The sequence below is a fragment of the Saccharopolyspora phatthalungensis genome (assembly GCF_014203395.1).
GTDB classification, from domain to species: domain Bacteria; phylum Actinomycetota; class Actinomycetes; order Mycobacteriales; family Pseudonocardiaceae; genus Saccharopolyspora; species Saccharopolyspora phatthalungensis.
Genome location: NZ_JACHIW010000001.1, coordinates 5,209,396 through 5,232,655, shown reverse-complemented (window position 1 = coordinate 5,232,655; position 23,260 = coordinate 5,209,396). Strand labels below are relative to the sequence as shown.

Annotated in this window: 19 protein-coding genes; 8 read left to right on the top strand and 11 right to left on the bottom strand. The window is 65.9% G+C overall.

Features of this window, described 5'->3' with window-relative positions; translation table 11 throughout:
• Nucleotides 1-170 precede the first annotated feature (170 nt).
• From BJ970_RS40140 to BJ970_RS23930, 6 genes are all read right to left on the bottom strand, one after another.
• Nucleotides 171-350 carry an iron-sulfur binding domain-containing protein gene (locus tag BJ970_RS40140; RefSeq protein ID WP_184728302.1) on the bottom strand — a complete coding sequence of 60 codons (180 nt, stop codon included), beginning with the start codon at nt 348-350 and terminating at the stop codon, nt 171-173.
• Complete coding sequence (locus tag BJ970_RS23950) at nt 292-1,050, bottom strand: IclR family transcriptional regulator (protein WP_312864375.1); 759 nt, start codon at nt 1,048-1,050, stop codon at nt 292-294. Before BJ970_RS23950 ends, BJ970_RS40140 begins: the two co-directional genes overlap by 59 nt.
• A gap of 655 nt (nt 1,051-1,705) precedes the next feature.
• Nucleotides 1,706-2,203, bottom strand: a complete 498-nt coding sequence (locus tag BJ970_RS23945; protein ID WP_312864374.1) for a MaoC family dehydratase — start codon at nt 2,201-2,203, stop codon at nt 1,706-1,708.
• Entirely contained in the window at nt 2,200-2,934 is a 735-nt protein-coding gene (fabG, locus tag BJ970_RS23940) for a 3-oxoacyl-ACP reductase FabG (protein ID WP_184728301.1), read from the bottom strand. The genes BJ970_RS23945 and fabG overlap by 4 nt, the downstream gene beginning before the upstream one ends.
• Before the next feature lie 135 nt (nt 2,935-3,069).
• Entirely contained in the window at nt 3,070-4,623 is a 1,554-nt protein-coding gene (locus BJ970_RS23935) for an aldehyde dehydrogenase family protein (protein WP_184728300.1), read from the bottom strand.
• A gap of 486 nt (nt 4,624-5,109) precedes the next feature.
• Complete coding sequence (locus BJ970_RS23930) at nt 5,110-5,394, bottom strand: DUF1330 domain-containing protein (RefSeq protein WP_184728299.1); 285 nt, start codon at nt 5,392-5,394, stop codon at nt 5,110-5,112.
• A 404-nt stretch (nt 5,395-5,798) separates the two neighbouring features.
• On the opposite strand from BJ970_RS23930, the gene BJ970_RS23925 reads away from it, so the two are divergent.
• From BJ970_RS23925 to BJ970_RS23915, 3 genes are all read left to right on the top strand, one after another.
• Entirely contained in the window at nt 5,799-6,581 is a 783-nt protein-coding gene (locus tag BJ970_RS23925; RefSeq protein ID WP_184728298.1) for an electron transfer flavoprotein subunit beta/FixA family protein, read from the top strand.
• A gap of 39 nt (nt 6,582-6,620) precedes the next feature.
• Nucleotides 6,621-7,580 carry an electron transfer flavoprotein subunit alpha/FixB family protein gene (locus BJ970_RS23920; protein ID WP_184728297.1) on the top strand — a complete coding sequence of 320 codons (960 nt, stop codon included), beginning with the start codon at nt 6,621-6,623 and terminating at the stop codon, nt 7,578-7,580.
• A 176-nt stretch (nt 7,581-7,756) separates the two neighbouring features.
• Nucleotides 7,757-7,972, top strand: a complete 216-nt coding sequence (locus BJ970_RS23915; RefSeq protein ID WP_184728296.1) for a hypothetical protein — start codon at nt 7,757-7,759, stop codon at nt 7,970-7,972.
• Nucleotides 7,973-8,125: 153 nt separating this feature from the next.
• Here the strand turns inward: BJ970_RS23915 and BJ970_RS23910 are convergent, their stop codons facing one another.
• The 5 genes from BJ970_RS23910 to BJ970_RS23890 form a co-directional block, all read right to left on the bottom strand.
• Nucleotides 8,126-9,376, bottom strand: a complete 1,251-nt coding sequence (locus BJ970_RS23910; protein WP_312864373.1) for a CoA transferase — start codon at nt 9,374-9,376, stop codon at nt 8,126-8,128.
• A gap of 243 nt (nt 9,377-9,619) precedes the next feature.
• Nucleotides 9,620-10,831, bottom strand: a complete 1,212-nt coding sequence (locus tag BJ970_RS23905; protein ID WP_184728294.1) for a CaiB/BaiF CoA transferase family protein — start codon at nt 10,829-10,831, stop codon at nt 9,620-9,622.
• Nucleotides 10,828-11,625 (bottom strand): enoyl-CoA hydratase/isomerase family protein, encoded by a 798-nt coding sequence (locus BJ970_RS23900; protein ID WP_184728293.1) that lies wholly within the window; start codon nt 11,623-11,625, stop codon nt 10,828-10,830. The genes BJ970_RS23905 and BJ970_RS23900 overlap by 4 nt, the downstream gene beginning before the upstream one ends.
• Nucleotides 11,622-12,968: a phenylacetate--CoA ligase family protein gene (locus BJ970_RS23895; RefSeq protein ID WP_184728292.1), complete on the bottom strand. Its 1,347-nt coding sequence runs from the start codon at nt 12,966-12,968 to the stop codon at nt 11,622-11,624. Before BJ970_RS23895 ends, BJ970_RS23900 begins: the two co-directional genes overlap by 4 nt.
• A 1,401-nt stretch (nt 12,969-14,369) precedes the next feature.
• Nucleotides 14,370-15,578, bottom strand: a complete 1,209-nt coding sequence (locus BJ970_RS23890) for an acetyl-CoA C-acetyltransferase (RefSeq protein ID WP_184728291.1) — start codon at nt 15,576-15,578, stop codon at nt 14,370-14,372.
• A 153-nt stretch (nt 15,579-15,731) separates the two neighbouring features.
• On the opposite strand from BJ970_RS23890, the gene BJ970_RS23885 reads away from it, so the two are divergent.
• From BJ970_RS23885 to BJ970_RS23865, 5 genes are all read left to right on the top strand, one after another.
• On the top strand, nt 15,732-16,877 hold the full coding sequence (locus tag BJ970_RS23885; protein WP_184728290.1) for an acyl-CoA dehydrogenase family protein: 1,146 nt from the start codon (nt 15,732-15,734) through the stop codon (nt 16,875-16,877).
• Between the two features lie 166 nt (nt 16,878-17,043).
• Nucleotides 17,044-18,378, top strand: a complete 1,335-nt coding sequence (locus tag BJ970_RS23880) for an MFS transporter (RefSeq protein WP_184728289.1) — start codon at nt 17,044-17,046, stop codon at nt 18,376-18,378.
• Nucleotides 18,379-18,450: 72 nt separating this feature from the next.
• Nucleotides 18,451-19,335, top strand: a complete 885-nt coding sequence (locus BJ970_RS23875) for an alkene reductase (RefSeq protein ID WP_184728288.1) — start codon at nt 18,451-18,453, stop codon at nt 19,333-19,335.
• Between the two features lie 334 nt (nt 19,336-19,669).
• Nucleotides 19,670-21,877, top strand: a complete 2,208-nt coding sequence (locus tag BJ970_RS23870; protein ID WP_312864372.1) for an ATP-binding protein — start codon at nt 19,670-19,672, stop codon at nt 21,875-21,877.
• Nucleotides 21,878-22,344: 467 nt separating this feature from the next.
• A complete protein-coding gene (locus tag BJ970_RS23865; RefSeq protein WP_184728287.1) occupies nt 22,345-23,241 on the top strand; it encodes a LysR family transcriptional regulator in 897 nt (298 codons plus the stop codon).
• The last annotated feature ends 19 nt before the right edge of the window (nt 23,242-23,260 follow it).

Sequence of the window (23,260 nt, the reverse complement as noted above, 5' to 3'; positions counted from 1 at the left end):
GGGTCGATGGCCCCGAAGGTGGTGGCGTTTTCGCGCGAAAACGCTAAATGGAGGATCAGCGCGAGCGAATTCCTCGCCGCGTCAACTTTAGTACGGCCGGAGCCCCTTGTCGGAGCACCTCATGAACTTGTCGCGAAACCAATTCGAGTTGGCTCGAGAAGGACGCAGATCTACTGGCCAAGGATTTTCCCGAAGCGCGCATCGCGGTTGATATCAGCGATCTCGCAACGTTCGTGGAGCGGGCGCTGCGCGGTGCAGTGCGCAGACGTTCGTGCTGTAGGGACGCGCCTATCAGCGGGAGTTCTCGTTCCATCGCGCCTGGTGTTTCTTGAGCATGCAGACCAGGTCATCGCGCCGGTCCTGGATTTCCTCGGGCGGGCCTACGACGCTCACCGCTGCGACGGTCCGCCCGCCCTCGCGCACCGCGGCCGCGACCCCGTCCGCCACGTCAGATATGCGCGGGGCCGCGCAGATCCCGCTCTCCTGCACCGAATCCAGCACTGCGAGGAAACGCTCCACCCGAGATTCGTCCTCCGGCGGCAGCGCGGAAAGGTAGGCCCACAGGTCCCGCCTACTGAAATTGGCTAGCAAGACCCATCCGCTCGACGTGCGGATCAGCGACCGGCGAATGTAGTTCTTCGCGAGGTAGTCGTAGCGGGGCTGCGAGGAACAACTGTCGATGTAGAACACCTCCTGGCCAACGACGATCGACAGCAGCGTGGTCAGGCCGCTCTCGGCATGCACGGCCTCGAGTTCGGTATGCGTCACGTGGGTGACCATGTGCCGGCCGGCCATCAGGTTCAGCAGGTACGGGGCGGTGCCGAGGTGGTAGCGTCGGTTTCGCTCGTCCAGGTAGCCGGTGGCTACCAGCCCGTTGACCAACCCCTGGATCGAGCTCACCGGGGCGTCGAGGTTGCGGGCCAGTTCGGTGAGCGTGAGACCTTCGCGCTGGCGTGCCGCGAGTTCGAGCAGCGCGACGACACGGTCGACCATCCGGTGTCGTCTGCGGACAGTGCCGGGACGGTCGCCGGACGAGATCTCGATGGCCACCCTGCAAACCTCCCTCGCACCGAGGACGTCAGTATCGCAGCGAGGGCCGACCTACGCAAATACATACCTCTATCCCGTATCACGTAAGAACGGGTCGACGCCCGGGGCATCTTGCCCGAATTGGCCATCAGACGCGATACGAAAGATCGAAGCGCGGTCTCCGACGCGGCGCCCAACTCCCTTGAGGTCGAACGCCCGCGGCGGGCCATCCATGCCCGGTTTCATGGCGGCCACGGAGGCAGCCGAGGCAAAGTCAGCGGTGCGCGAGAGCCGGTGCTTGGCCGGCCATGTTCAAGGGCACCCCGTCGGGTTCGATGATCGCCATGCCCCCCTGTCTCCCGAACTCACACAAGTCACACGCTCCGGCACGATGACGACGTTGCTTTTCACGCGTCCGTCCTCGATCGCCAGGAGCTCGCCGCCTGTCTTCCGAGCGGGTATGTGCTGTCCACCGGAACGCATAATCTCGTCCTCGACGAAGCGCCGGAGCATCTCCTCTATCGCCGAACGCGTGAGCTCCGGAACGTGATCCCAGTAGTCGCTGCTCTGGTTGCCAGCCCGCGCATCAGTTCCCGGATGCGGTCGGCTGGGATGACTTGCGGCGGGTGGTGGATGGTGCGCAGGAAGAGGCTCGGCGCGTGTGCCATCGCTTTTATCAGACCTGCTTTACGTGGGGAGACAAAACGAGGACTGTCAGCGTCTCGGCCACGCAGGCCGGACGCTCCGATCCGTCGAGCTCGATGGTGACTTCCTGTTTGGTGCGCAGACCTGCACTCATCGACTCAACGGCAAGCAGTTTCGCGGTGGCGCGCACTCGTGACCCGGCGGCCACGGGGGCTGGAAAGCGCACCCGGTCGATCCCATAGTTGATCTTCATGCTCGCCGTCGTCAACTGGACGAAGCCCGATGCCAGCGGTACCACCAGCGAGAGGATGAGAAACCCGTGGGCGATCGTGGTGCCGTAGGGACCTCCCTGCGCACGTTCGGGGTCGACGTGGATCCACTGGCGGTCGCCGGTGGCTTCGGCGAAAAGGTCGATCCGCTGCTGGTCGATCGCCAGCCACTCACTGGTGCCTAGTATGGTGCCGACGGCTGCTTCGAGTTGTGCGACCGTGTCGAACATGCCGCCTCGGGATACGGTGGAGGCGCTCACATGTACCTCCCGCCAGCGACCTCAAGTACCGCTCCGGTCATGTAGCTGGACATGTCGCTGGCCAGGAAGACCACCACGCTGGCGACTTCGGCCGGCTGACCGACGCGTCCCATCGGGATCTCGGCGAGCTTCTGCTGCTTGACGTGCTCGGGCATCGCCTCGGTCATCGGGGTGTCGATGAAGCCGGGCTGAACCGCGTTGACCCGGACTCCCTTGAAAGCGAGCTCTTTTGCGGCAGCCTTGGTGAGCCCGACGATGCCGGCCTTGGCGGCGGAATAGTTGGTCTGGCCGATGTTGCCGACCTTCCCGGACATCGACGAGATGTTCACGATCACTCCCGACTCGCGCTCGCGCATCCGCCGGGCCGCGGCACGCGTGCCGTTCCACGCGCCTTTGAGGTGAACCGCGATGACCATGTCGAAGTCCTCTTCGGACATCTTGCGCATGGTCGCGTCTCGGGTCAGGCCAGCGTTGTTGACGAAGATGTCCACCGGGCCGAACGCTTCCTCGGCCGTGTCGAGTGCTTGCTCCACCAGCGTGGTGTCACGCACATCGCACACGGTGTGGCAGGTGACGGACTCGCCGCCGAGCTCCTCGACCGCCCGGCGGGATGCGTTCTCGTTTAGATCGCCGATCACCACGCGGGCTCCCTGCTCGACAAACGCGTGCGCGATGGCCAGGCCGATCCCCTGTGCGCCGCCGGTGACAACGGCGGTCTTTCCCTTCAACATATGTTTATCCCTTCTGGCGGGGCAGAAAACTTCGACGGGTCTTACCGTCGCCGTACCCTGCGGCGATCGACCGCAGCGCCCCGGCGCGTGCGCCCATACGCCGCCCGCGCCGGGGCGAGACACGCAAGCCTGGGCTCAGGACACGCCGATGGCGATCGCCTTGGTTTCGAGAAATTCCTCGAAACCCTCCACGCCGCACTCGCGACCGAGCCCGCTCTGCTTGTAACCGCCCACCGGTAGATCGCGGGCGTAGAAGAAGCCGCCGTTGACCGAAAGCATGCCCGACCTGATCCGCCGGGCAACGGCGACCGCCCGTTCGCTCGTGGCGCTCCAGACCGAGCCGGCCAGACCGTACGACGTGTCGTTGGCGATCTGGACGGCGTGGTCTTCGTCGCGATAGGGCATCAGGCAGAGGACTGGACCGAAGATCTCCTCCTGGGCGATCGTCGAACGCGGGTCGACGTCGGCGAACAGTGTCGGCTCAACGAAGTATCCCGTCTCCAGGTGTGCGGGCGTGCCACCTCCGGCCAGGACGGTGGCTCCCTCCGCCCGCCCCTTCTCGATGTAGGAGAGGACGCGTTCGCGCTGTACCTGGCTTACCTGGGGACCCTGGATGACGTGCGGTTCGCGCGGGTCACCGTACGGGATGTTCTCATAGGCGAAGGTCGCGAGTTCGACGCTCTCCTCGTAACGGTCATGTGGGACCAGCAGTCGGGTGGGCAGGACGCATCCCTGGCCGGAATTCATGCAGACCAGGCCGGCGGCGATTGGGATGAGGTCAGTGATCGGTGCGTCGTCGAGGACGATGTTGGCGCTTTTTCCACCAAGTTCGAGGGCGACGCGCCCGATGCGGTCGGCGGTGTTCCGAATGATCTTTTTGCCCACCGCCGTCGAGCCCGTGAAGTGGACCATGTCCACTCGTGGGTCGGTGGTGAGCAATTCGGCAACCGAGTTGTCCGACGTGGGCAGGATGTTGAGCACCCCCGGTGGGATGTCGGTCTCCTCGGCGACCACCTTGGCGATGAGGGTGGCATGCCAGGGCGTTTGCGGCGCTGGTTTGAGGATCGTCGTGTTGCCGGCGGCCAACGCGGGCCCGATCTTGGTCATGGTGGTGTAGAGCGGGTAGTTCCACGGCGTGATCGCCGCGATGACGCCCAGCGGCTCCTTGGCGATGATCCGGTTGTTGCCCGCCGCCCACGGCTGGTCGGGCAGGGGGACCTCGTAGTCGTAGTTCGTGGCGTACTGCGCCCACCACGGCAGCAGATCGAGGGCGAAGTCGCTGTGGAAGCCGTAGGTGGTGCGAATCCCGACACCGATCTCCCTCGTGGCCGTGGCCCGGAGCTCGTCGGCCACCTTGACCAGTCCCAGGTGCAGCTGTTCGAGGCAGCGGCGGCGGAAGGAATGATTCGTCGACCAGTCGGTCTCGTCGAACGCGCGCCGAGCCGCCGCCACCGCCGCCTCGACGTCTTCGGGACCGGCATCAGCGGTCGTTCCCATCACCTGCTCGGTGGTGGGGTTGACGTTATCGAAGTGGGCTCCGGACGTCGCTTCCCGCAGCTTTCCGTCGACCAGCAGGAAAGGGCTGCCCGGCCTGCCCTTTTCGACCAGGTTGAGCAATGCCTCGTCCGGCTCCCTCGAACCCCACAGACCACCAAGGGTCGTCTGCAGTGCAACAGCTGGAGATGCCATTTCTGCGTCCTTTCAGATGGCGGACATCGGCGCGTCCGTATAGACGCCGCGGTCGGGAAGTCTGCTCACAGGCACGGGGAGCGCCTGGGAGCGGACGCCACACGGGCCGGTTCGCGGTATTTGAGGTGACGGACCTGTCAAATCATGTGGTCCGCATCGCCGCGTCTTCTGCTCAATCTCTGAACACCGTCGGAACTGAAATCCACGTGCGCCATCCGCGGGACCCGACGAGAACGGCCCGCCTCGCCCGCCTTGTCAGGTAGCGATGTGGTTCCCGCTTGAGACATGACAGGTGCCGAGGCGGACCGAGCGATCGTGCGCTGAGGGTCAGCGTTGTCGTGCAGGATGACGTACGGCGACGGCCAATCGTAGAATTCCTCCGGCTGTGCGCGGAAGTTGAAAGGCGGCCGCCCGCGGGGCGGCGCCAGCCTTCGGTGACCCAGCGCATGATGAGATCGGCGATGTGCTTCGCCCCGTCGGCGGCCATCACAGACCCTCGACGACGATCAGGCGGTAGTCGACGGCACCATCGCGGAAGTTCTTCGCCGCCCGGTACTCGCCGCTGTGGTACCACTCCAAGGCTTGCTCGTAGCTGTCGAATTCGACGAGCACAACTCCGTCAGCGGCCGCGCCCTCGAGAACCGTGAAACGGCCGTCCAAGGCGTGAAACTTGGTGCTTGCCGGCAGCGTCGGTGGCGCCGCCTCCAGGTACTTGTCATATGCGTCTTGGTCGTGCACTCGCTCCCGGACGCCGATCAGATAGGCAGACAAATCGTCCTCCTGCATGTCGAATTCGAGCTCAGAATTGGAAGGACACCGGCGGCGAAGGGGCGATCGCCCGTCTGTCTCAGGCCGTGACCCGGGCAGACCATAGGTGGTCACAGCCCGATGGGGTAGACCTCCCACACCCACCCCGACGGTCGGCGGGACGGTACGATCCACTTGCGACGGTCTAGGGTACTCCTGCGCGCCGGCGCGAAGGGAAGACAGGCTACTCGCAACTTACTTGACCGGTTCTTCAGCGGTGACAAGGGTTTCCTTTCTCTGCGTCTGAACTATGGCTGCGTCACTTCCTGGTTGACTTGCGCATCACGGGCGCTTAGTTTGCATCGCAAAATTGATGCCAGATGCGTGTCGCTGGCGCGTTTCGACATTCGGCGGGAGGTCGAAGACCCATGAACGTTGTGGTCTTGGTCAAGCAGGTGCCCGATACAGGCTCTGAGCGCAGGCTGTCTGGTTCGGATCACGCTCTCGACCGTGAGTCCACAGAGGCTGTACTGGATGAGATCAACGAGCGTGCCGTGGAAGAAGCGTTGCGGATCAGGGAAACGCATGGCGGTGAGGTGACCATCGTGTGCATGGGCCCAGGCCGGGCGACGGAGGCGATTCGCAAGGCGCTGTCGATGGGGGCGGACCGCGCCGTGTACCTCTGCGACGAGGCGTTGCGCGGCTCGGATGCGGTGCAAACTGCGAAGGCTCTGGCGCACGTCGTGGGCACGATCGAGAGCGTCGATCTGGTGGTGGCGGGCGACGAGGCCACCGATGGACGCATCGGTGCCGTGCCGGCGATGGTGGCCGAATCGTTGGGATGGCCGCAGTTGACGCATGCGCGAACCGTCGGCATCGAGGGCACCACGGTGACTGTGGAACGCGAGGCGGACGCGGGTTTGATGCGCTTGGCGGCGAGCCTGCCCGCCGTGGTGAGTGTGGCGGAGAAAATCAACGAACCACGGTATCCCTCCTTCAAAGGGATCATGGCCGCGAAGAAAAAGCCGGTGCAAGTGCTCTCGCTGGCGGACGCGGGCATCGACGCCTCGGAGGTGGGCTTGGCCAACGGTGGATCACGGGTCCTCGAGTCCGCGCCGACGCCGCCGAAGCAGGCCGGTCAGCGAGTGACAGACGACGGCGCGGGCGGCGTTCGGCTCGTCGAGTTCTTGGCCGGGCAGAAGCTTGTCTGAAGCTGTGTGGATTTCGCTAGGGAAAATGAGGCGCGAACTATGGCTGAAGTGTTGATCCTCGTCGAGCACTCCGATGGGGAGGTCAAGAAGGTCACCTTCGAGTTGCTGACCATCGCGCGGCGGCTTGGTGAGCCGTCGGCGGTGGTGGTAGGCGAGCCGGGCACGGCGGCGAAGCTCATCGACAAGCTGGCCGCTTATGGCGCCGCGACGGTGTACGTGGCCGAGTCTGCAGAGGCCGCTTCGTATCTGGTGACCCCGCAGGTAAACGTGCTGGCCCGAGTCGCGGCGTCGAACACACCGGCCGCAGTGCTGATTGCCGCATCCATGGATGGCAAGGAGATCGCGGGTAGATTGGCGCTGCGCCTGGGCTCCGGTCTGCTGTCCGAGGTGGTCGACCTCGATAGCGACGGTGTCGCCTCGCATTCGCTGTTCGGTGGAAGCTACACCGCCAGGTCCAAGGTCGTGACGGGTTTTCCGGTGATCACGGTGCAGCCGGGCGCTATCGACGCCGAGCCCGACGAGGGTGCCGCGGTCGAGCAGCCGGTGGACGTGTCCGCGATCGACGCGGGGCGCAACGCCCGGATCACGGCGCGGCAGCCGGCCGATGCAGGCGACCGCCCGGAACTGACCGAAGCGTCGGTGGTGGTCTCCGGCGGTCGCGGGCTCGGTTCGGCGGAGAACTTCGCGGTGGTGGAGAAGCTGGCCGACACGCTGGGTGCCGCGGTAGGTGCCTCACGTGCGGCGGTGGACTCCGGCTATTACCCGCACCAGTTCCAGATCGGCCAGACCGGCAAGACCGTCTCCCCACAGCTCTACGTCGCCCTCGGCATCTCCGGTGCCATCCAGCACCGGGCTGGGATGCAGACCTCGAAGACCATCGTGGCGGTCAACAAGGACCCGGAGGCCCCGATTTTCGATATCGCGGATTTCGGCGTCGTCGGTGACCTCTTCCAGGTCGTTCCTCAACTCACTGGGGAAATCACCAAACGCCAAGGCTGACCGCAGTCCGTGCACTTCGACTCGGGTCCGGCGTTGGACCACCACGCGACTCCCCTGGCGGCCCAACGCCGGATTCCTGTCAGTGCACGCCCCGATCAATCGACCCGGTCAACGCTGTCGGTCATCTGGTTGCGGGATAGGTCAGGCCATTGCCTGGAATTCGCCACGCTGCCGTGATGAATGTTGTCGTGTTGATAAGCATGTGCGCGATGCGCATTCCAGCAGAACCGTCAGGTGCGCTGGATCGTGAGTCGGTGGTTGCCGTGCTGGATGAGGTCAGATCAACGACCGGGCGGTCGAGGAAACAAAATTCAGCACGGCAAGGTGACTCGCATGGCATGGGCACCGAGCGGGCGACGGGCCACTACGGCGCTCGCCAACGCTTGCTTTGAGCGGCCGCATGATCTGCAGCGCACGCTTCAGGTGCTTCCCGGCTACAGGTCCGTGTCCAGATGGCGGAGAGGGCCTGTCACGGGGCTTTCGCCGTTCGCGACCTTGGCTGTCTTACTCGCTGGAACGAGGCCGCTGAGACCGCAGTACCTCCATCACGCTGAGCCGCTCACGACGACGCCGCGATCGTGCAGTCGGCCCAATTCCGCGTCGCTGAGACCGAGCACCTGGGCAAGCACCTCATCGGTGTGTTGCCCGAGCCGGGGTGCCACTGCGGATGCACCGTACTCCGCTGCGATCCGGAGCGGAGACCGCGCCGAGATCATGGCACCGATCCCTGGTTGCTCGACTTCGACCAGCACCGGCGGCGAGCCAAGGGCTCTGAACTCGGTGACCGCCTCGTGCAAGCTGCGATATCTGCTCCACAACACGGGGGCGGCCGCCAACTGATGACCGACTTCCTCGAGCGTCCGGGCCACGAACCACGGGCGGAGCACGGCCGCGATCATCTCGCGGAGTCGGTAGCGATCGGATTCCAGGGAGAAGTCGACACCAAGCGCATCCTCGAGTGCCGCGAACACCTTTTCGGTGTTGGTCGCGGCACGCAGGGCGTCCCACTGCCGGGAGGTCAAGGCGACGACCATGACGCGGTGACCATCGCTGGTGGCGAAGTCGACGCCGAACGTGCCGTAAACGTGGTTGCCATGCCTGGGGCGGTCCGCGCCCCTTTCGTCGGCCTCGGCGAGCCAACCCAGATTCGCCACACTCGTCAGGGCGACATCGGCCAGGGCGATCTGAAGCAGCGCCCCTTCGCCGTGGCGATCACGTCGGTGCAGTGCAGCGAGCAGGCCCGTCATCGCGGTCATGCCGGTGAGCAGGTCCCACGCTGGCAGCACGTGGTTGACCGGTTCTGCGACATCGGTTGGCCCCGTGATACCAGGAACGCCCACCTCAGGATTGACCGTGTAGTCAACCGCAGGACGGCCGTCCGCATGCCCCTGGATGCGCACCTGGATGACGTCGGGACGCCTCTCGGCCAGGGACTCGTATGCCAGCCAGGACCGACCGGCATTGTTGTCCACGACGATGCCGCCGTCGGATCCCGGGGCAGTGGCCAGCGCAGCAACGAGCTCGCGGCCTTCGGGTGCGCGAAGGTCGACGGCAACCGATCTCTTGCCCTTGTTCAACGCCGTCCAGTAGAGGCTTTCGCCTGTCCGCGTGGACACCGGCAAGCGCCTGTAGTCTGCTGCCCCGCCGAGCGGGTCCACGCGGATGACGTCGGCGCCGAGCTGACCGAGCGCCATGCAACCGGACGGACCGGCCACGAAGCTCGCACACTCGAGAACCCGAAGTCCGGCGAGCGGCCGTTTTGGTGAATCGACTGAAAACAAGGGACGGACCTCCACGGCGTTTGCCGGGTAATAGCAGCGTATGGTGCCTCGGGCGGGAGGCCGCGAATTGTCAAAAGGCATGCCCGGACCGGCGTTATGCGGTCCCGTGACCGGTCTCGATGAACGTGTCACACCGACCTGTGCTGACCGTTTGAGACCAATGGTCGAGCCCCAGCGGAGTAGTGCAGGAGCGACCAGGTCCAGCCCATGCGACGCGGCAGCTCGGCACCCGTCCCGAGTTCGGAGAAGTGTCGGGGTTCATCGACGGGATTCCCTTCGAGTCGTGGCTGGCGAGGGTTGGGTCTCCGGAGTGCAGCCCGTGGCAGCCGCTACCTCGGCTCGTACGGCGTCCGTGTCAGCGCCGAGTGCCGGGACACGCCCGGCGCGAACGTTCCAGTCCGGGCTGATAACAGGCGGCAGGAGCGCGGGCACGCCGCCGACTGGTGAATCGACCTCGCGCCAACGCTTCCGGTCGGCCAATTGAGGGTGCCGAGCAAGGTCCCGGACCCCGTTGAGGCGCGCGTTGCCGATCCCCGCTTCATCGGCCCGACGCTGGATGTCGGCGAGGTCCCGTTCCGCACACCAGGCTCGGAGGACGGCATCGAGCTCGTCGCGCAGGCGGACCCGGTCAGCGTTGCGGACGAACCTCGGGTCGGCGGCGAGGTCGGGGCGGCAGAGGAGGTCGCTGGCAAGCCTGCGCCATTCGCGATCACTCGTCGTGCCCAGCACGACCGTATGGCCGTCGGCGGTGGGGTAGGCGCCGTACGGAGCTACCATCGGTGAGCCCATCCCGACCGGTTCGGGCTCGGCTCCAGCGTGCAGAACCTGGTTGAGGGCGAAACCCATCATCTCGCCGATGACGTCGAGCATCGCAACGGAAACTACGGTCCCCCGCCCGGTCCGCTCGCGGTCATAAAGGGCCGTGAGCACCGCGGAGAAGGCGTACAGCGCGGTGCCGACGTCGGCGATCGGGATGCCGGACTTGGCGGGCTCGCCGGGACGTCCGGTGATCGCGCACGACCCACCCTCGGACTGCACGAGCAGGTCGTAGGCACGCTTGTGATCGAGCGGGCCCCCGGTGCCGTACCCGGAGATGTCGACCACGATCAGTCGCGGATGCTCCTCGACGAGTCCGGCAGGAGAGAGCCCGAGCCGCCCGAGAGCACCCGGTGCCAGATTGCTGACCACAACGTCGGTCAGTTCCAGGAGTCCGGTAAACAGCGCCCGGTCCTCCGCGACGCCCAGGTCGAGCGCGACGGATTCCTTGCCGTGGTTGAGCCACACGAAGTGCGCCGCCAGCCCGCGCACCGCCCCGTCGTAATGCCGTGCGGAGTCACCACCGGCCGGGTGCTCGATCTTGATCACGCGCGCTCCGAGGTCGGCGAGATGCCGTGTGCACAGCGGCGCGGACACCGCCTGCTCCAAGGTGAGGACCGTGATCCCGTCCAACGGCGGGTGCGGGGCTTTCATGTGAACCTCGGCGGACGCTTCTGCCGGTGCGCCGCGACCCCTTCGACGACCTCTGGCCCGCCGAAGCCGTAGAACTCCAGTCCGAGCGAGGCGTCGAAGAGCGGTCCGGCTTGCCGGTACCAGTTGTTGAGCGCGTACTTGGTCCAGCGGAGCGCGGTCGGTGCACCGGCTGCCAGGGTGGTCGCGATTTCCATGGCCCGGTCTTGCACGGCTTCGTCGTCGACGACGACGGAGACGAGGCCGATCCGCTCAGCCTCTTCACCGGTCAGAACTTCGTTGGTGAGCAGGTGGTACTTCGCCTTCGCCATGCCGCAGAGCAGTGGCCAGCAGATCGCGGCGTGGTCACCGGCGGCGACGCCGAGCCGGACGTGTCCGTCGACGATCTTCGCCTGCCGACCGGCGACGGACACGTCGGCGAGCAGCGCGGCGACGAGGCCGGCACCTACTGCTGGCCCGTTGATCGCGGAGACGATCGGCACCGAACAGTTGATGACGTTGTAAACCAGGTCGCGGGCTTCGCGGAGCACCCGCGTGCGGACCTGCCAGTCGTCGAGCATGGACTCTACGAGCTCGAAGCTGCCCCCAGCCGAGAAAGCCTTGTCCCCCGCGCCGCGGATCAGGACCGCGCGAACCGAGTCGTCGCGGTCGATCGCAGTCCAAACGTCGGCCAACTCCCGGTGCATATCAGCGCCGACCGCGTGCAGGTCCGGACCGTCGAGCACGATGCGGAGCACACCGTCGCGGGGCCGGTCGATCGCCAGCGTCGGAAACTCTTCGTAGGGCTTGGGGCTCATGCGCCCACCCGTTCGATCAAAGCGACCTTGACGTGGTCGGGACGCTTCAGCGTCCCCGCTGGCACGAGTTCCACGACGCTCTTGACGTTGAGGGCAGATCGGACACGCTCCTCGATCGCAATGCGCAGCTCGTCGTGCCGGTAGGGCTCAAGATCCGCGGCATGCTCCACGACCAGCGGCAACGGACGCTGGGTGGAGTGGCCCGTGAAGTCGACCCGGATCCGCATCTCGCCCGTCGTCGCGGGTGCCAGACCGAGCACGAGATCCTTGATCGCCGAGGGGAATACGTTGATCCCGCGCACGATGAGCATGTCGTCGGTCCGGCCGACACAGCGCACCTTGTAGCCGGTGCGTCCGCACGAGCAGTCAGTGCCGGTGACGACGACGTGGTCGCGTGTCCGGAACCGCAGCAGGGGGGAGGCTTGGCGGCGAAGGGCGGTGTAGACCAGCTCACCGTGCGCGCCATCGACGGGCTCGATCCGTTCCCCGGTGTCGGGGTTGATCAGCTCGGCAATCATCAAGTCAGGGGACAGGAAGTGCATGCCATCGGCCTGTTCGCACTCGCCCCAGTAGGTGCAGGCGATGTCAGTGCCGCCCAGCATCTCCCGTACCGAAGCGCCCCAGAGCGACTCGAGGTTTTCCCGCACGCTGGGCAACCCGGCCCCGGGTTCGCCGCCGACGCTGATCGCCCGCACCCCGAGTTCGCGCGCCTCTCGCCCGACGATTGACGGCGCCTGCTCGGCGAGATGAGCCAGGAAATGCGGGGTGCCGATGAGCGCGTTGGGCCGCTGGTCGGCCTGCACCCGCAGCAGCCGGTCCGCACCGGCCTCCGCGCCGATGGGGATGTCGAGAATCCCCATGTACTGCAGGATCTGCACCACGGGCAGTCCGCCGACGAAGCCCTTGCTCATTCCGAACGCGTGCAGCAGCCGGTCACCGGGGCGAAACCCGTTGGCATACAGGGCGCGGGCGCCCAGTTCGCACCACGTCGTGATATCGGAGGCGGTGAGTCCGACGTAGGAAGGGCTGCCCGTGGTGCCGGAGGATGCCTGGATCTGGACGATCTCGTCGTCGGCCGCAGCGACGTGCAAGCCCAGCGGCGGATTCGCCGCGAGACTGTCGCGCAGTTCCTGCTTCTCAGTGAAGGGCAAGTCCGCGAGGTCATCAACTGTATGCACCACGTTCGGATCGACGCCGTGCTCGGCGAACTTCGCCTGGTAGAACGCACTGTGCCGGGCCAGGTAGGCGATCTGTTCGCGCAGCCGCTCGTCCTGCAGTCGGCGGGCCTGAGCAGCGGGCAGAATTTCCACCGCGCTCCAATGGGTCGCGGACGCTGGCTTCATGGGGTGGACGTACATGGTGGAGAAACCTCTCGCAGCATTGCGGGGAAAGAAGGCAGCCCCCGGGTCAGGAAGCGATGTTCACGGCCTTGGTCTCGAGGCGCGGCGGGGCAAGCGCGCCGGGAGTGGGATCGCATCCGTTCTCCGCCGATCAGGATTGGCTTCGGTAAGCGAGAAATTCGTGTCGAAACGACGTCGGCGAAAGCTGCCATCCGTTCACCTCCGTCACGGGATTCGGTGTGCGACGCGGGTTTGGCGCGCTCGGTCGGATCAGTTCCCATGCTGACGAGCCGCCGTAGACAGAACTGTTCAGGCTTTGCACATGCTTGCAGCATTCGGATTCCCGGGAGTCGGCGAGCAGCGCCCGTTCGAAGTCTGCGACGGTCCGCCACAAGGAATCGCCCGAACAGGGAATTCTGCGCGCCCCGCCGGTCCGGACAGGTCGAGCACCCCCGCCAGTCGGCCAGGGCTCCGCATGCCACCCACGCCTTCCTCCCGAGCGCTACACCACCATCAACGCCACCGGCCAGCCCCGGGCCGACGCCGCCGTGGGGATCACCAATATCACCGGCCAGCACGCCCACCCCGCTAGCGTGCGCACCTACCTACGCGGCCACTGGGAAATCGACAACCACCTGCACTGGGTCCGCGACGTCACCTACACCGAAGACCACTCCCGAACCCGCACCGGCAACGCACCCAGAATCATGGCCTTCCCACGCAACCTGGCCATCAGCGCTTCGTCTGACCGGGCACACCAACATCGCCAAAGCCCTACGCCACACCGCCCGCGACTTCACCCGACCACTCACCCTCTACGGAATCACCACCTGACAGCCAAAACGACTCTGCCGGAACCCTGCGCCAGTCGGCGGGTCACCGGATGGAAGCTCGGAAAGCCGTAACGCTGTAGCCCGCACCGACTGCGTGAAATGTCATCCCCGAGCACGCACACACCTCGGCGCAGCTCGAAAGGAGTCCCAATTCCGTTGGTGCCGGTGCACTCGTCGATGAACTGGCACCCCAGCACGAAGACTTCGCGAAGGTTTTCGATCCGTGGCTGATCCAGCCACGGCGGTGGCCGAGTCGAGCGGCAGAGTCCACGAGCACGGTGAAGTAGGAAGAGTATCGGCCAGTTACGCGGCCACTCGTTCGAGCACGGGCAACGCCAACCGAAGCAGGCTGCTGTCCTGGTCCACTTCGATGCATCGAGCCGGTTCAGCGTCCGGCCGCACCCCGGCCAGCCATGACCGTTCCCACGAGGTCCGGATTTCGGCCGATGCGGTCGTCGGCAGCTCATGGCGACCGTGGTCGCGTCGAACATGTCACGTCTATCGAGGACCATGGCGACGTCCCCGGCTGAAGGCATGCGATCTAGCCTAAGCAGCGGTGTGATGGTGCTGTTCAACGGGTTTCGATCGTCGCGGCCAGACCTTGGCCACCGCCGATGCACATGGTGGCGAGGCCCTTTCGTCCGCCGCGCCTGCGCAACTCGTGCAGCAGGGTCGTGATCATCCGCATGCCGGTCGCGCCGATGGGGTGACCTAGCGAGATGCCGGATCCGTTGACGTTGAGCCGGTCGTGGTCGTGCCAGCCCCAACCCTCCAGAACCGCCAGGACCTGTACGGCGAACGCCTCGTTCAGCTCGACGAGGTCCATACCGTCGAGCAGTTCGCGCGGGCTCAAACCCACCCGCGCGGCAAGCTTTGCCGTGGCGGGCACAGGTCCGATGCCCATCCGCGACGGTTCGCAGCCCACTGCCGTCCAGGAGCCCAGGTAGCCCAGAGGCTCCAGGCCGAGCTCGGACAGCCGATCCTCGGCGACGACCAGACACGCGGCCGCGGCGTCGTTCTGCTGGCTGGCGTTACCGGCGGTCACGGTGCCGCCCTCGCGAATCGGTCGCAGCCCTGCGAGGGTTTCGGGCGTCGACTCCGGCCGTACCCCCTCGTCGGCGGTGACCAGCAGCGGGCCTTCCCGCCGTCGCGGCACCTCCACGGGAACCACCTCATCGTCGAACCGGCCGTCCTTCCATGCGGCGGCGGCGCGTTGGTGGCTCCGGGCGGCGTAGGCGTCCGCCTGGGCGCGGTCGATGCCGAAGTCGGCGGCGAGGTTCTCGGCCGTCTCCACCATCCCGGAGATAGGCCCGAAGCGGGCCTCGGGCTGGGAACGTTCGCGCCCGCGGTCGAGCCGGTCGTAGAGCGCGACGGTGCCGGCACGGGCGCCCCACCGGGCGGCGGTCGAGTAGTACTCGATTCGACTCATCGACTCAACTCCGCCCGCGAGCACGACGTCCGCGGCGCCGGTCTGCACCATCATTCCCGCGGTTAGCAGTGCTTGCAGCCCGCCTCCGCACCGCCGGTCGAGTTGCATCCCCGGCACGCCGATCGGCAGGCCCGCGTGCAGCGCCGCCCAACGCCCCACACAGGGCACTTCCGAGTTCGCGTACGACTGCGCGAACACGACGTCGTCGACCCGCCCGGGATCGACACCGGACGCCGAAAGCAGCGCACGGACGACGGTCGCGGCGAGGTCCTCCACCGGGACGTCGCGCAAAGCACCTCCAAAGGTTCCGACGGGGGTACGAAGCGGATTGACGATGGCTGCGCGTCGCAAGAGGCCTCCTCACAGAACGGGTCGACGTCAAGACTCACAACCCAGCGCGTCGCCACGTGCCCAAAGTTTGAACACTGCCCCGCGACGGATTTCTGTTCACTTCCTCCAAGCCCGCAGTTGGGCTCGCACTTGGCCCCCGACCAATGAGGAACCGTGGACGCTGAATCCTTTGACCAGGTCGTCACCGCCGTCCGTCGGCTGGTCCGTGACCTCGTGGTCCCCCGGGAGCAGGAGATCGAGGACGCCGACGCGATTCCCGACGAGATCCGCGCCGCTGCGGCCGACATGGGCCTGTTCGGGTACGCGCTGCCGGAGGAGTACGGCGGCTTGGGAGTCACGATGTCCGAGGACGTCAGGCTTGCCTTCGAATTCGGCTACACCGCGCCCGCCTTCCGGTCCTTGTTCGGGACGAACAACGGCATCGCAGGGCAGATGATCGCGCGCTTCGGTAACGAGACGCAACGTGCCGAGTTCCTGCCCCGGCTCGCCGCGGGCGAGCTGATCGCCTCCTTCGCCCTCACGGAATCCGAGGCAGGTTCGGACCCCTCCGGGATGCGCACGACCGCCCGGCGCCAGGGCGACGGCTGGGTGCTCGACGGCACCAAGCGCTACATCACCAACGCGCCGCTCGCGGACCTGTTCGTCGTGTTCGCACGCACCGACAGCGGGCAGCGCGGCAGCAAAGGAATCTCGGCATTCGTCGTCGATGCCGGCACTCCCGGGCTCACAATCGGTCCGCGCGACGCCAAGATGGGCCAGCACGGTGCCTGGACCGCCGAGGTATACCTCGACGGCGTTCAAGTCCCGGAGAGCCGGATGATCGGTGCTGAGGGTCGGGCGTTCCGCAGCGCGATGACCGTGCTCTCCCGAGGCCGCCTGCACATCGCCGCCCTGTGCGTCGGACTCTGCCAGCGGGTGCTCGACGAGTCCGTGGCGCACGCCGCGGCGAGCCGTCAGGGCGGTCGGCCGATCGGCGAATACCAGCTAGTCCAAGCCATGCTCGCCGAGTCCTACACCGAACTGGCCGCCGGCCGGGCACTGGTACTCGACGCCGCCGCCCGCTATGACAGCGGCGAGGACACCTCAAAAGGCCCCTCGGCCGCGAAGTTGTACTGCAGTGAGATGGCCTCCCGGATCACCGATCGCGGTGTCCAGGTGCACGGCGGGATGGGTTATCTCAGCACCACCCCGGTCGAGAGGCTATTCCGCGACGCGCGCCTCTATCGCATCTACGAAGGCACCAGCGAGGTGCAGAAGGTCATCATCGCCCGTGACCTGCTGCGGGAGGTGGCCCCTTGAGTACGCTCCGGGAGCGCACAGTCGCCGCGATCGCGGAGTCGCTGCCCGGCAAGCCCCCGCGGAGATAGCCGAAGCCGCTCCGTTCCCCGTGCAACAGCTGCACAGAACGTGCCCTGCACATCGACACCATTTCACACGCTCGTCTCGCCCTCGGAGGTTCCCCGTGATGTCAGAGTTGCCATCCGCCCCGCCCTCGAGCCCGCCGACCGCCGCCGCGTCGACCCCGCCCGATCGGCGCCGCACCATCGGCGTCGCGTTTGCCTCTTGGGCCTGCGCAAGCATCGAGTGGTACGACTTCTTCATCTACGGCACGGCAGCCGCACTCGTGTTCCCCCAACTGTTCTTCCCCGTCACGGATTCGCTGACCGGCACGCTGCTCTCGTTTGCCGCGTTCGGGGTCGCCTTCGTGGCCCGGCCGTTCGGCGGCGCCCTGTTCGGCCACCTCGGCGACACCTTCGGCCGCAAGAAAAGCCTCATCACCGCCCTTGTCGCCATGGGAGTGGCGACGACCCTGATCGGACTGCTGCCTACCTACCAGGTCGTCGGCGCCGCCGCACCAGTGCTGCTGGTGTTGCTGCGGTTCCTGCAAGGCATCGCGGTCGGAGGCCAGCAAGGAGGCGTCATCCTACTGGCCACCGAGAACGCACCCGCTAGGCGACGCGGCTTCTACAGCAGCTTCGCGGCGGCAGGCGCACCGGGCGGCGTACTCCTCGCGAACGGCGCATTCCTGCTGGTCACGACCATGATGCCGCACGAGGCATTCGTCACGTGGGGATGGCGGATCCCGTTCGTGGCCAGCTTCGTCCTCATCGTGTTCGCCGTCGGGATTCAGTTGCGGCTTGAGGAGACCGCGGAATTCCGGGCCACTGAGAAGAAGACCGACCGCAGCCGATCCCCGCTGTTCCTGGCGATCCGGCGCCATCCCCGTCAGATCCTGCTCGCGGCCGGCTGCTACGTCGCGATCAACATCACCTACTACGTATTCATCACCTTCATCGTGGCCTATACGACGAACAAGGCGATTCTTGGCATGGCCGAAAGCGCCGTGCTCAGCGCCGTGATGATCGCCTCTGCTGTCGAACTGTTCGCACTTCCGTTGGCCGGACTGCTGTCGGACCGGTTCGGCCGACGGACCGTCTTCGCCAGCGGCGCCGTCCTGCTCGGCCTGTTCTGCTTCGCCTTCTGGCCCCTCGTCGACACCGGCTCCGTCACGCTCCTCACCCTCGCGCTGGTCGTCGGCCTCGGACTCGTGCACAGCCTCATGTACGGGCCCCACGGTGCCCTCTTCTCCGAAGCCTTCACCACCGAGGTCCGCTACTCCTCCCTGTCGCTGGGCATCCAGCTCGCCAACGTTCTCGGCGGCGCGTTCGCCCCCTTCATCGCCACCGCCTTACTCGCGGGCTTCGGAACCTCAACATCAATCGCCATTTACATGGCGATCGGATGCGCAATTGGCGCCATCAGCACAACAGCGCTGCGGCCGGTCGCGCCCGCGCACTGACCGCCGCAGCCCGTCAGGCGTCGCCAACCACCGCTTGTCTCCGACTCAACGTGAGGCCCTGAGGACCAGATCATGACGCAACCGCTTTTGCGGCCTTACACCTTGGGCACGCTCACGTTGCCCAATCGGATTGTGATGGCCCCGATGACCCGCAACCGCGCCACCAATCCCGACCTGGCGCCCACGGAATTGCACGCCGAGTACTACTCCCAACGCGCCAGCGCCGGTCTCATCATCACCGAAGGAACCTACGTCAGCCCCCGCGCCATCGGCTTCATCCACGTCCCCGGCCTCTACACCGAAACCCAGGTCACCGGCTGGAAACTCGTCACCGACGCCGTGCACGCCGCAGGCGGACGCATCTTCTGCCAACTCTGGCACACCGGCGCCCTGTCCCACCCCGACCTCCAGCAAGACGGCGCCCTTCCGGTCGCCCCCTCAGCGATCAACCCACACGACAAGGCATTCACGCACGCCGGCCACACCCCCACCGTCACCCCCCGGGCCCTGACCGCCGAAGAAGTCACCGACACCGTCGCAGAATTCCGCCACGCAGCCCGCAACGCCATGCGCGCCGGCTTCGACGGCATCGAACTTCACGCCGCCAACGGATACCTGTTCAGCCAATTCTTCGCCCGCAGCATGAACCAGCGCACCGACCAATACGGCGGATCCATCGAAAACCGCGCCCGCTTCCTGTTCGAGGTCCTCGACGCCGTCGCCCACGAAGTGCCCCCCGACCGCATCGGCGTGCGCCTCAACCCCGCACTGCACGAACTGGGCGGAGTGATCTTCGACGACCCCGATCGCGCCACCTTCTACGGCGGAGGCGCCCCCGGCTACACCGACTACCCCCGCGACGACCAACACCACACCCTCGACACCGTTCAGAACAACCAACGCGTCGGCCTCGACTACGCCACCGCCCGCGCCCGCAGCCGCGCCACCCGACGCTGATGATCAACCTGGTTTGGCGGGTATGTGGCGGGGCGGGCGCTTGAGCCGATCTCCTGCACCGCTCGGCTGTTACTCGACCGCGTCCAGACCGGTGACCATGCGCGGCTGTGCCGCGTCCGCCACGTCGTGATGCCATGCGATCGGAGTCGCGATCCGAATGGAGCTGCGTCCGCGCACAGCTGCTGATGACGACAGGCGAAGCTAGTCTGAGCGCATCATGAACGCACCTTCCCTGCAACTGCTTCCGGGCCGGTGGCCAGCGGAGGTAACCAGCTTCGTCGGCCGTCGGAGAGAGCTGGGCGAGGTCCGGAGCGCGTTGTCAGCAAGGCGACTCGTGAGCCTTACTGGGCTTGGTGGTGTCGGCAAGACGCGATTGGCTTTGCGCGTCGCATGGGACGTGCGTCGCCTATTTCCGGATGGCGTGTGGCTCGTCGAACTGGCCGGTTTGGATGACGAGGGCCTGGTGCCGCAAGCTGCGGTGACGGCTCTGGGAATCCAAGATCAATCGACCCAATGGACTCCGGAAACCGTGGCAGGGCGTGTCGGGGACGGTCGCTTGCTGCTCGTATTCGACAACTGCGAGCACGTGCTGCAGTCGGTTGCGATCACCGCGGCAATTCTCTTGAAGCGCTGTCCACAACTGCGGATTTTGACGACCACGCGACAGCCGCTCGGCATTGCCGGTGAGCACATCTTGACCGTATCGGCGTTGAATTGCCCTTCCGATGATACGATCGTCCCTCCCGCAAGTTTGCTGGCCTACGAGGCTGTGTCGTTGTTCGTGGAACGCGCGAAGGCCGTTGTACCCGATTTCACACTCGATGAGCGCACAGGCCCGGCGGTAAACGCCATTTGCCGTCGGCTGGATGGGATTCCGCTGGCGATCGAGCTGGCTGCGTTCGGCCTACGGGTGCTCTCGCCTGAGCAAATCCTGCAGCGGCTGAACGATCGATTCGGTTTCCTGACCGCAGGAAACCGGGCCGCGCTGCCCCGGCACCGGACGCTGCACGCTTTGATCGATTGGCGTTTCGACCTGTGTTCGGATGCCGAGCGGATGGTCTGGGCCAGGGCATCGGTGTTTGCCAAGCACTTCGATCTTGCGGCGGCAGAGGCGGTCTGCTCAGGCGATGCCCCGACCGAGACCGACGTCCTCACCGCGATCGCGGGTCTGGTGGACAAGTCGATCCTCATTCGCGAGGAACGCGACGGCCACGTGCGGTTTCAGTTACTCGAAACGATCCGGCAGTACGGCCAGGAAGTGCTGCGTCGCATGGGTGAGGAAGAACGCTTGCGGCGACGCCATCGCGATTGGTGCCTCGGACTGGTCGAGAAAATGCGACGCGATTGGTTCGGTCCCGACCAAGCCACATTGTTTGCTGAGATGCGGCTCAACCACGCCAATATCAGAACCGCACTCGAATTCTGTCTCAGGGAACCGGGCGAGGTCTACACGGGCATGCGCATCGCTGACGCGCTGCGGGACTACTGGCGAATCAGCGGACTCATCAGCGAGGGGCGCCACTGGTGCAACCGCCTCCTGGAGCGAGACGCCAAGGCGAGCCCAAGCCGACTGCGCCTCCTTCTTACCGCGAGCTACCTCGCGCTGCAGCAAAGTGATCTCGCCACCGCCGTGGAGCTGCTCGGCGAAGGGCGGCGCCTGAGCTGGGGTCTCGGTGACGAGATCGGCCAGCTGCTGGTTCGCATCCTGGAAGCGTTCGTCGCTACGCTGCAGAACGACTTCCCGGCGGCCGTCGCCGCCGGCGAACAGGTCGTCGATGGCCTTCGCAAGTCGGGCGATATTCACTGGTTTTCGACCGCGCTCATCATTTTGGGCGTCGCCAGTTCACTTCTTGCCGACTCAGCGCGAACATCCGACCACTGCAATGAATTGCTCGACCTATGTCGAACTCATGGCGAGAAGTGGCGTCGTTCTACCGCGCTCTGGGGGCTCGGCGTGGAAGCGTGGCGCAAGGGCGACACGTCGCGCGCGACCAGGTTGCAGCGCGAAAGCCTTGCGATGCAACGAGACTTCACCGACTACTACACCACTGGGCTGTGCGTCGAGGCACTGGCATGGATCGCCACGAGCGAGAGGCGAAGCGAGCAGGCCGCGCGGTTTTTCGGACTCGCCGACACCATCCGCCGCGAGGCGGGGCTACCATTGTTGATCTACTTCAACGAATACCACGATCGGTGTCAACGTCAGATCCGTCGAAGCCTGGGAGAGCCCCGCTACGGCAAGTTCTTCGAGCAAGGCGCGAACGTGCCCCTGCAAGAAGCGATCGGTTACGCGCTCGGCGAGCGACGCCGAACAAATTCCCAAGCCACGAAGGAACCCACCGCGTCGCTTAGCCCCCGCGAGCGCGAGATCGCCGACCTAGTCGCACAAGGAATGAGCAACAAGCAGATCGCCAACGACCTAGTGATCTCTCCGCGGACGGCCGAAGCTCACGTAGAAAACATCCTGGTCAAGCTCGGATTCACCGCACGCGCTCAGATCGCGGCCTGGGTCTCTGCGCAACGAGAAGGCAACGCGCAGTGAGGCTCGGGGGACCTCCCACCCCAATCTCTCAATAGGATCCAGGCAAGAGCTTCTGGTTCTCGACCTGACGCTATCAAGCCACGGCCAGCACCGATGCCGCCACAGCAGTGTGGAGTTCGGCTGGATCATGGTATAGACGGCGTCGGCACATCAAGGCCTGACCTCTCGCCTCGCTTCGCGATTGCGCAAAGCTTGAACGGCTCCGGCTCGCCCGTGGCGACACGACCGAACCGCCCCGCTGGGGGCGGCATCCGACCCCGGCACGGCTCCAACGAGGGAGGTGGATACGATGACGGCTGTCGTCGCCAAACGACTTGACGACGTGAGCAAATTCCTGAGCTTGCCGAAGGAACTGTTCATCAACGGCGAGTGTGGTCGGCAACTGACAGCCCGCACCGCAAATGCGATGTCGGCGCATGTCGGGTGTGATTCGGCATGTCGCATCCCGGGTGAGGAGATAGATCGGCGTGGACGAGCGGAAGCTGGAGTACTTCGTCGGTGTCGCCCGCGAACTGAGCTTCACGCGGGCCGCGGCTAACGCCTACGTCACCCAGTCGACGTTGTCCGCGTCCGTGCGTTCGCTCGAGAAGGAGCTGGGCGTCGAGCTGCTGACCCGGTCGAGCCGATCCGTGACTCTCACGGACGCTGGCGCGCGGTTCTTGCCGCAGGCCCTTGAGCTCCTGGACTCCATGGACAAGGCCAGGCGGGAGGCTCGCGCCAGCGACGAGGCACTGACGGGTGAGCTGCACGTGGGAGTCCTCTCGGGACTCGCCATGGTAGACCTGCCCAGGCTCCTGGGTGAGTTCCATCGGTGTCATCCCCGGATCCGCCTCAAGCTCGAGACGTCATCTCGAGGAACGGCGGGCCTGCTGCAGTCGCTTCGCGAGAGCCGTCTCGATCTCGCGTTCTTTGGTACCACCGAGCACGAGTCGCGTCTGCGGACTGTCCCGCTGCGACGCTACGACGCACACGTCGTCGTTCCCGAAGGCCATCCCCTCGCGGATCGCGAGGAAATCCGGCTGTCGGATCTCCGCGAGCAACAGTTCGTGGATATGCCCTTAGGTTTCGGCCAACGCACCATGACCGAGAAGGTGTTTGCTCGCGCGGACATGTCACCGAACGTCGCCGTCGAGACCGTTGAGATCGCGGCGATACCCAAGTTCGTCGAGCAAGGACTCGGGGTGGCCTTGCTAGCTCCGGAGTTCATCGGGGCTGAGTTGCGCGTCCGCGCGGTCCCGCTCGCGGAGAAGTCCGCGAGGTGGACGCTGTGTGTCGGCTCGTCGAGCACGCGCCCCCTGACCGCGGCCGTCGCTCGCTTCCTGGAGCTCATCCCCGCGCACCTGGCTCCCGAGCGCGGTTTCTAGTCGCGCCCGGGAGCCGTCC

Coding starts and splice junctions, on each gene's coding strand:
- BJ970_RS40140 (WP_184728302.1), bottom strand. CDS start 350: ATGACCTGGTCTGCATGCTCAAGAAACACCAGGCGCGATGGAACGAGA.
- fabG (WP_184728301.1), bottom strand. CDS start 2,934: ATGTTGAAGGGAAAGACCGCCGTTGTCACCGGCGGCGCACAGGGGATC.
- BJ970_RS23935 (WP_184728300.1), bottom strand. CDS start 4,623: ATGGCATCTCCAGCTGTTGCACTGCAGACGACCCTTGGTGGTCTGTGG.
- BJ970_RS23925 (WP_184728298.1), top strand. CDS start 5,799: ATGAACGTTGTGGTCTTGGTCAAGCAGGTGCCCGATACAGGCTCTGAG.
- BJ970_RS23920 (WP_184728297.1), top strand. CDS start 6,621: ATGGCTGAAGTGTTGATCCTCGTCGAGCACTCCGATGGGGAGGTCAAG.
- BJ970_RS23915 (WP_184728296.1), top strand. CDS start 7,757: ATGAATGTTGTCGTGTTGATAAGCATGTGCGCGATGCGCATTCCAGCA.
- BJ970_RS23905 (WP_184728294.1), bottom strand. CDS start 10,831: ATGAAAGCCCCGCACCCGCCGTTGGACGGGATCACGGTCCTCACCTTG.
- BJ970_RS23900 (WP_184728293.1), bottom strand. CDS start 11,625: ATGAGCCCCAAGCCCTACGAAGAGTTTCCGACGCTGGCGATCGACCGG.
- BJ970_RS23895 (WP_184728292.1), bottom strand. CDS start 12,968: ATGAAGCCAGCGTCCGCGACCCATTGGAGCGCGGTGGAAATTCTGCCC.
- BJ970_RS23880 (WP_184728289.1), top strand. CDS start 17,044: ATGTCAGAGTTGCCATCCGCCCCGCCCTCGAGCCCGCCGACCGCCGCC.
- BJ970_RS23875 (WP_184728288.1), top strand. CDS start 18,451: ATGACGCAACCGCTTTTGCGGCCTTACACCTTGGGCACGCTCACGTTG.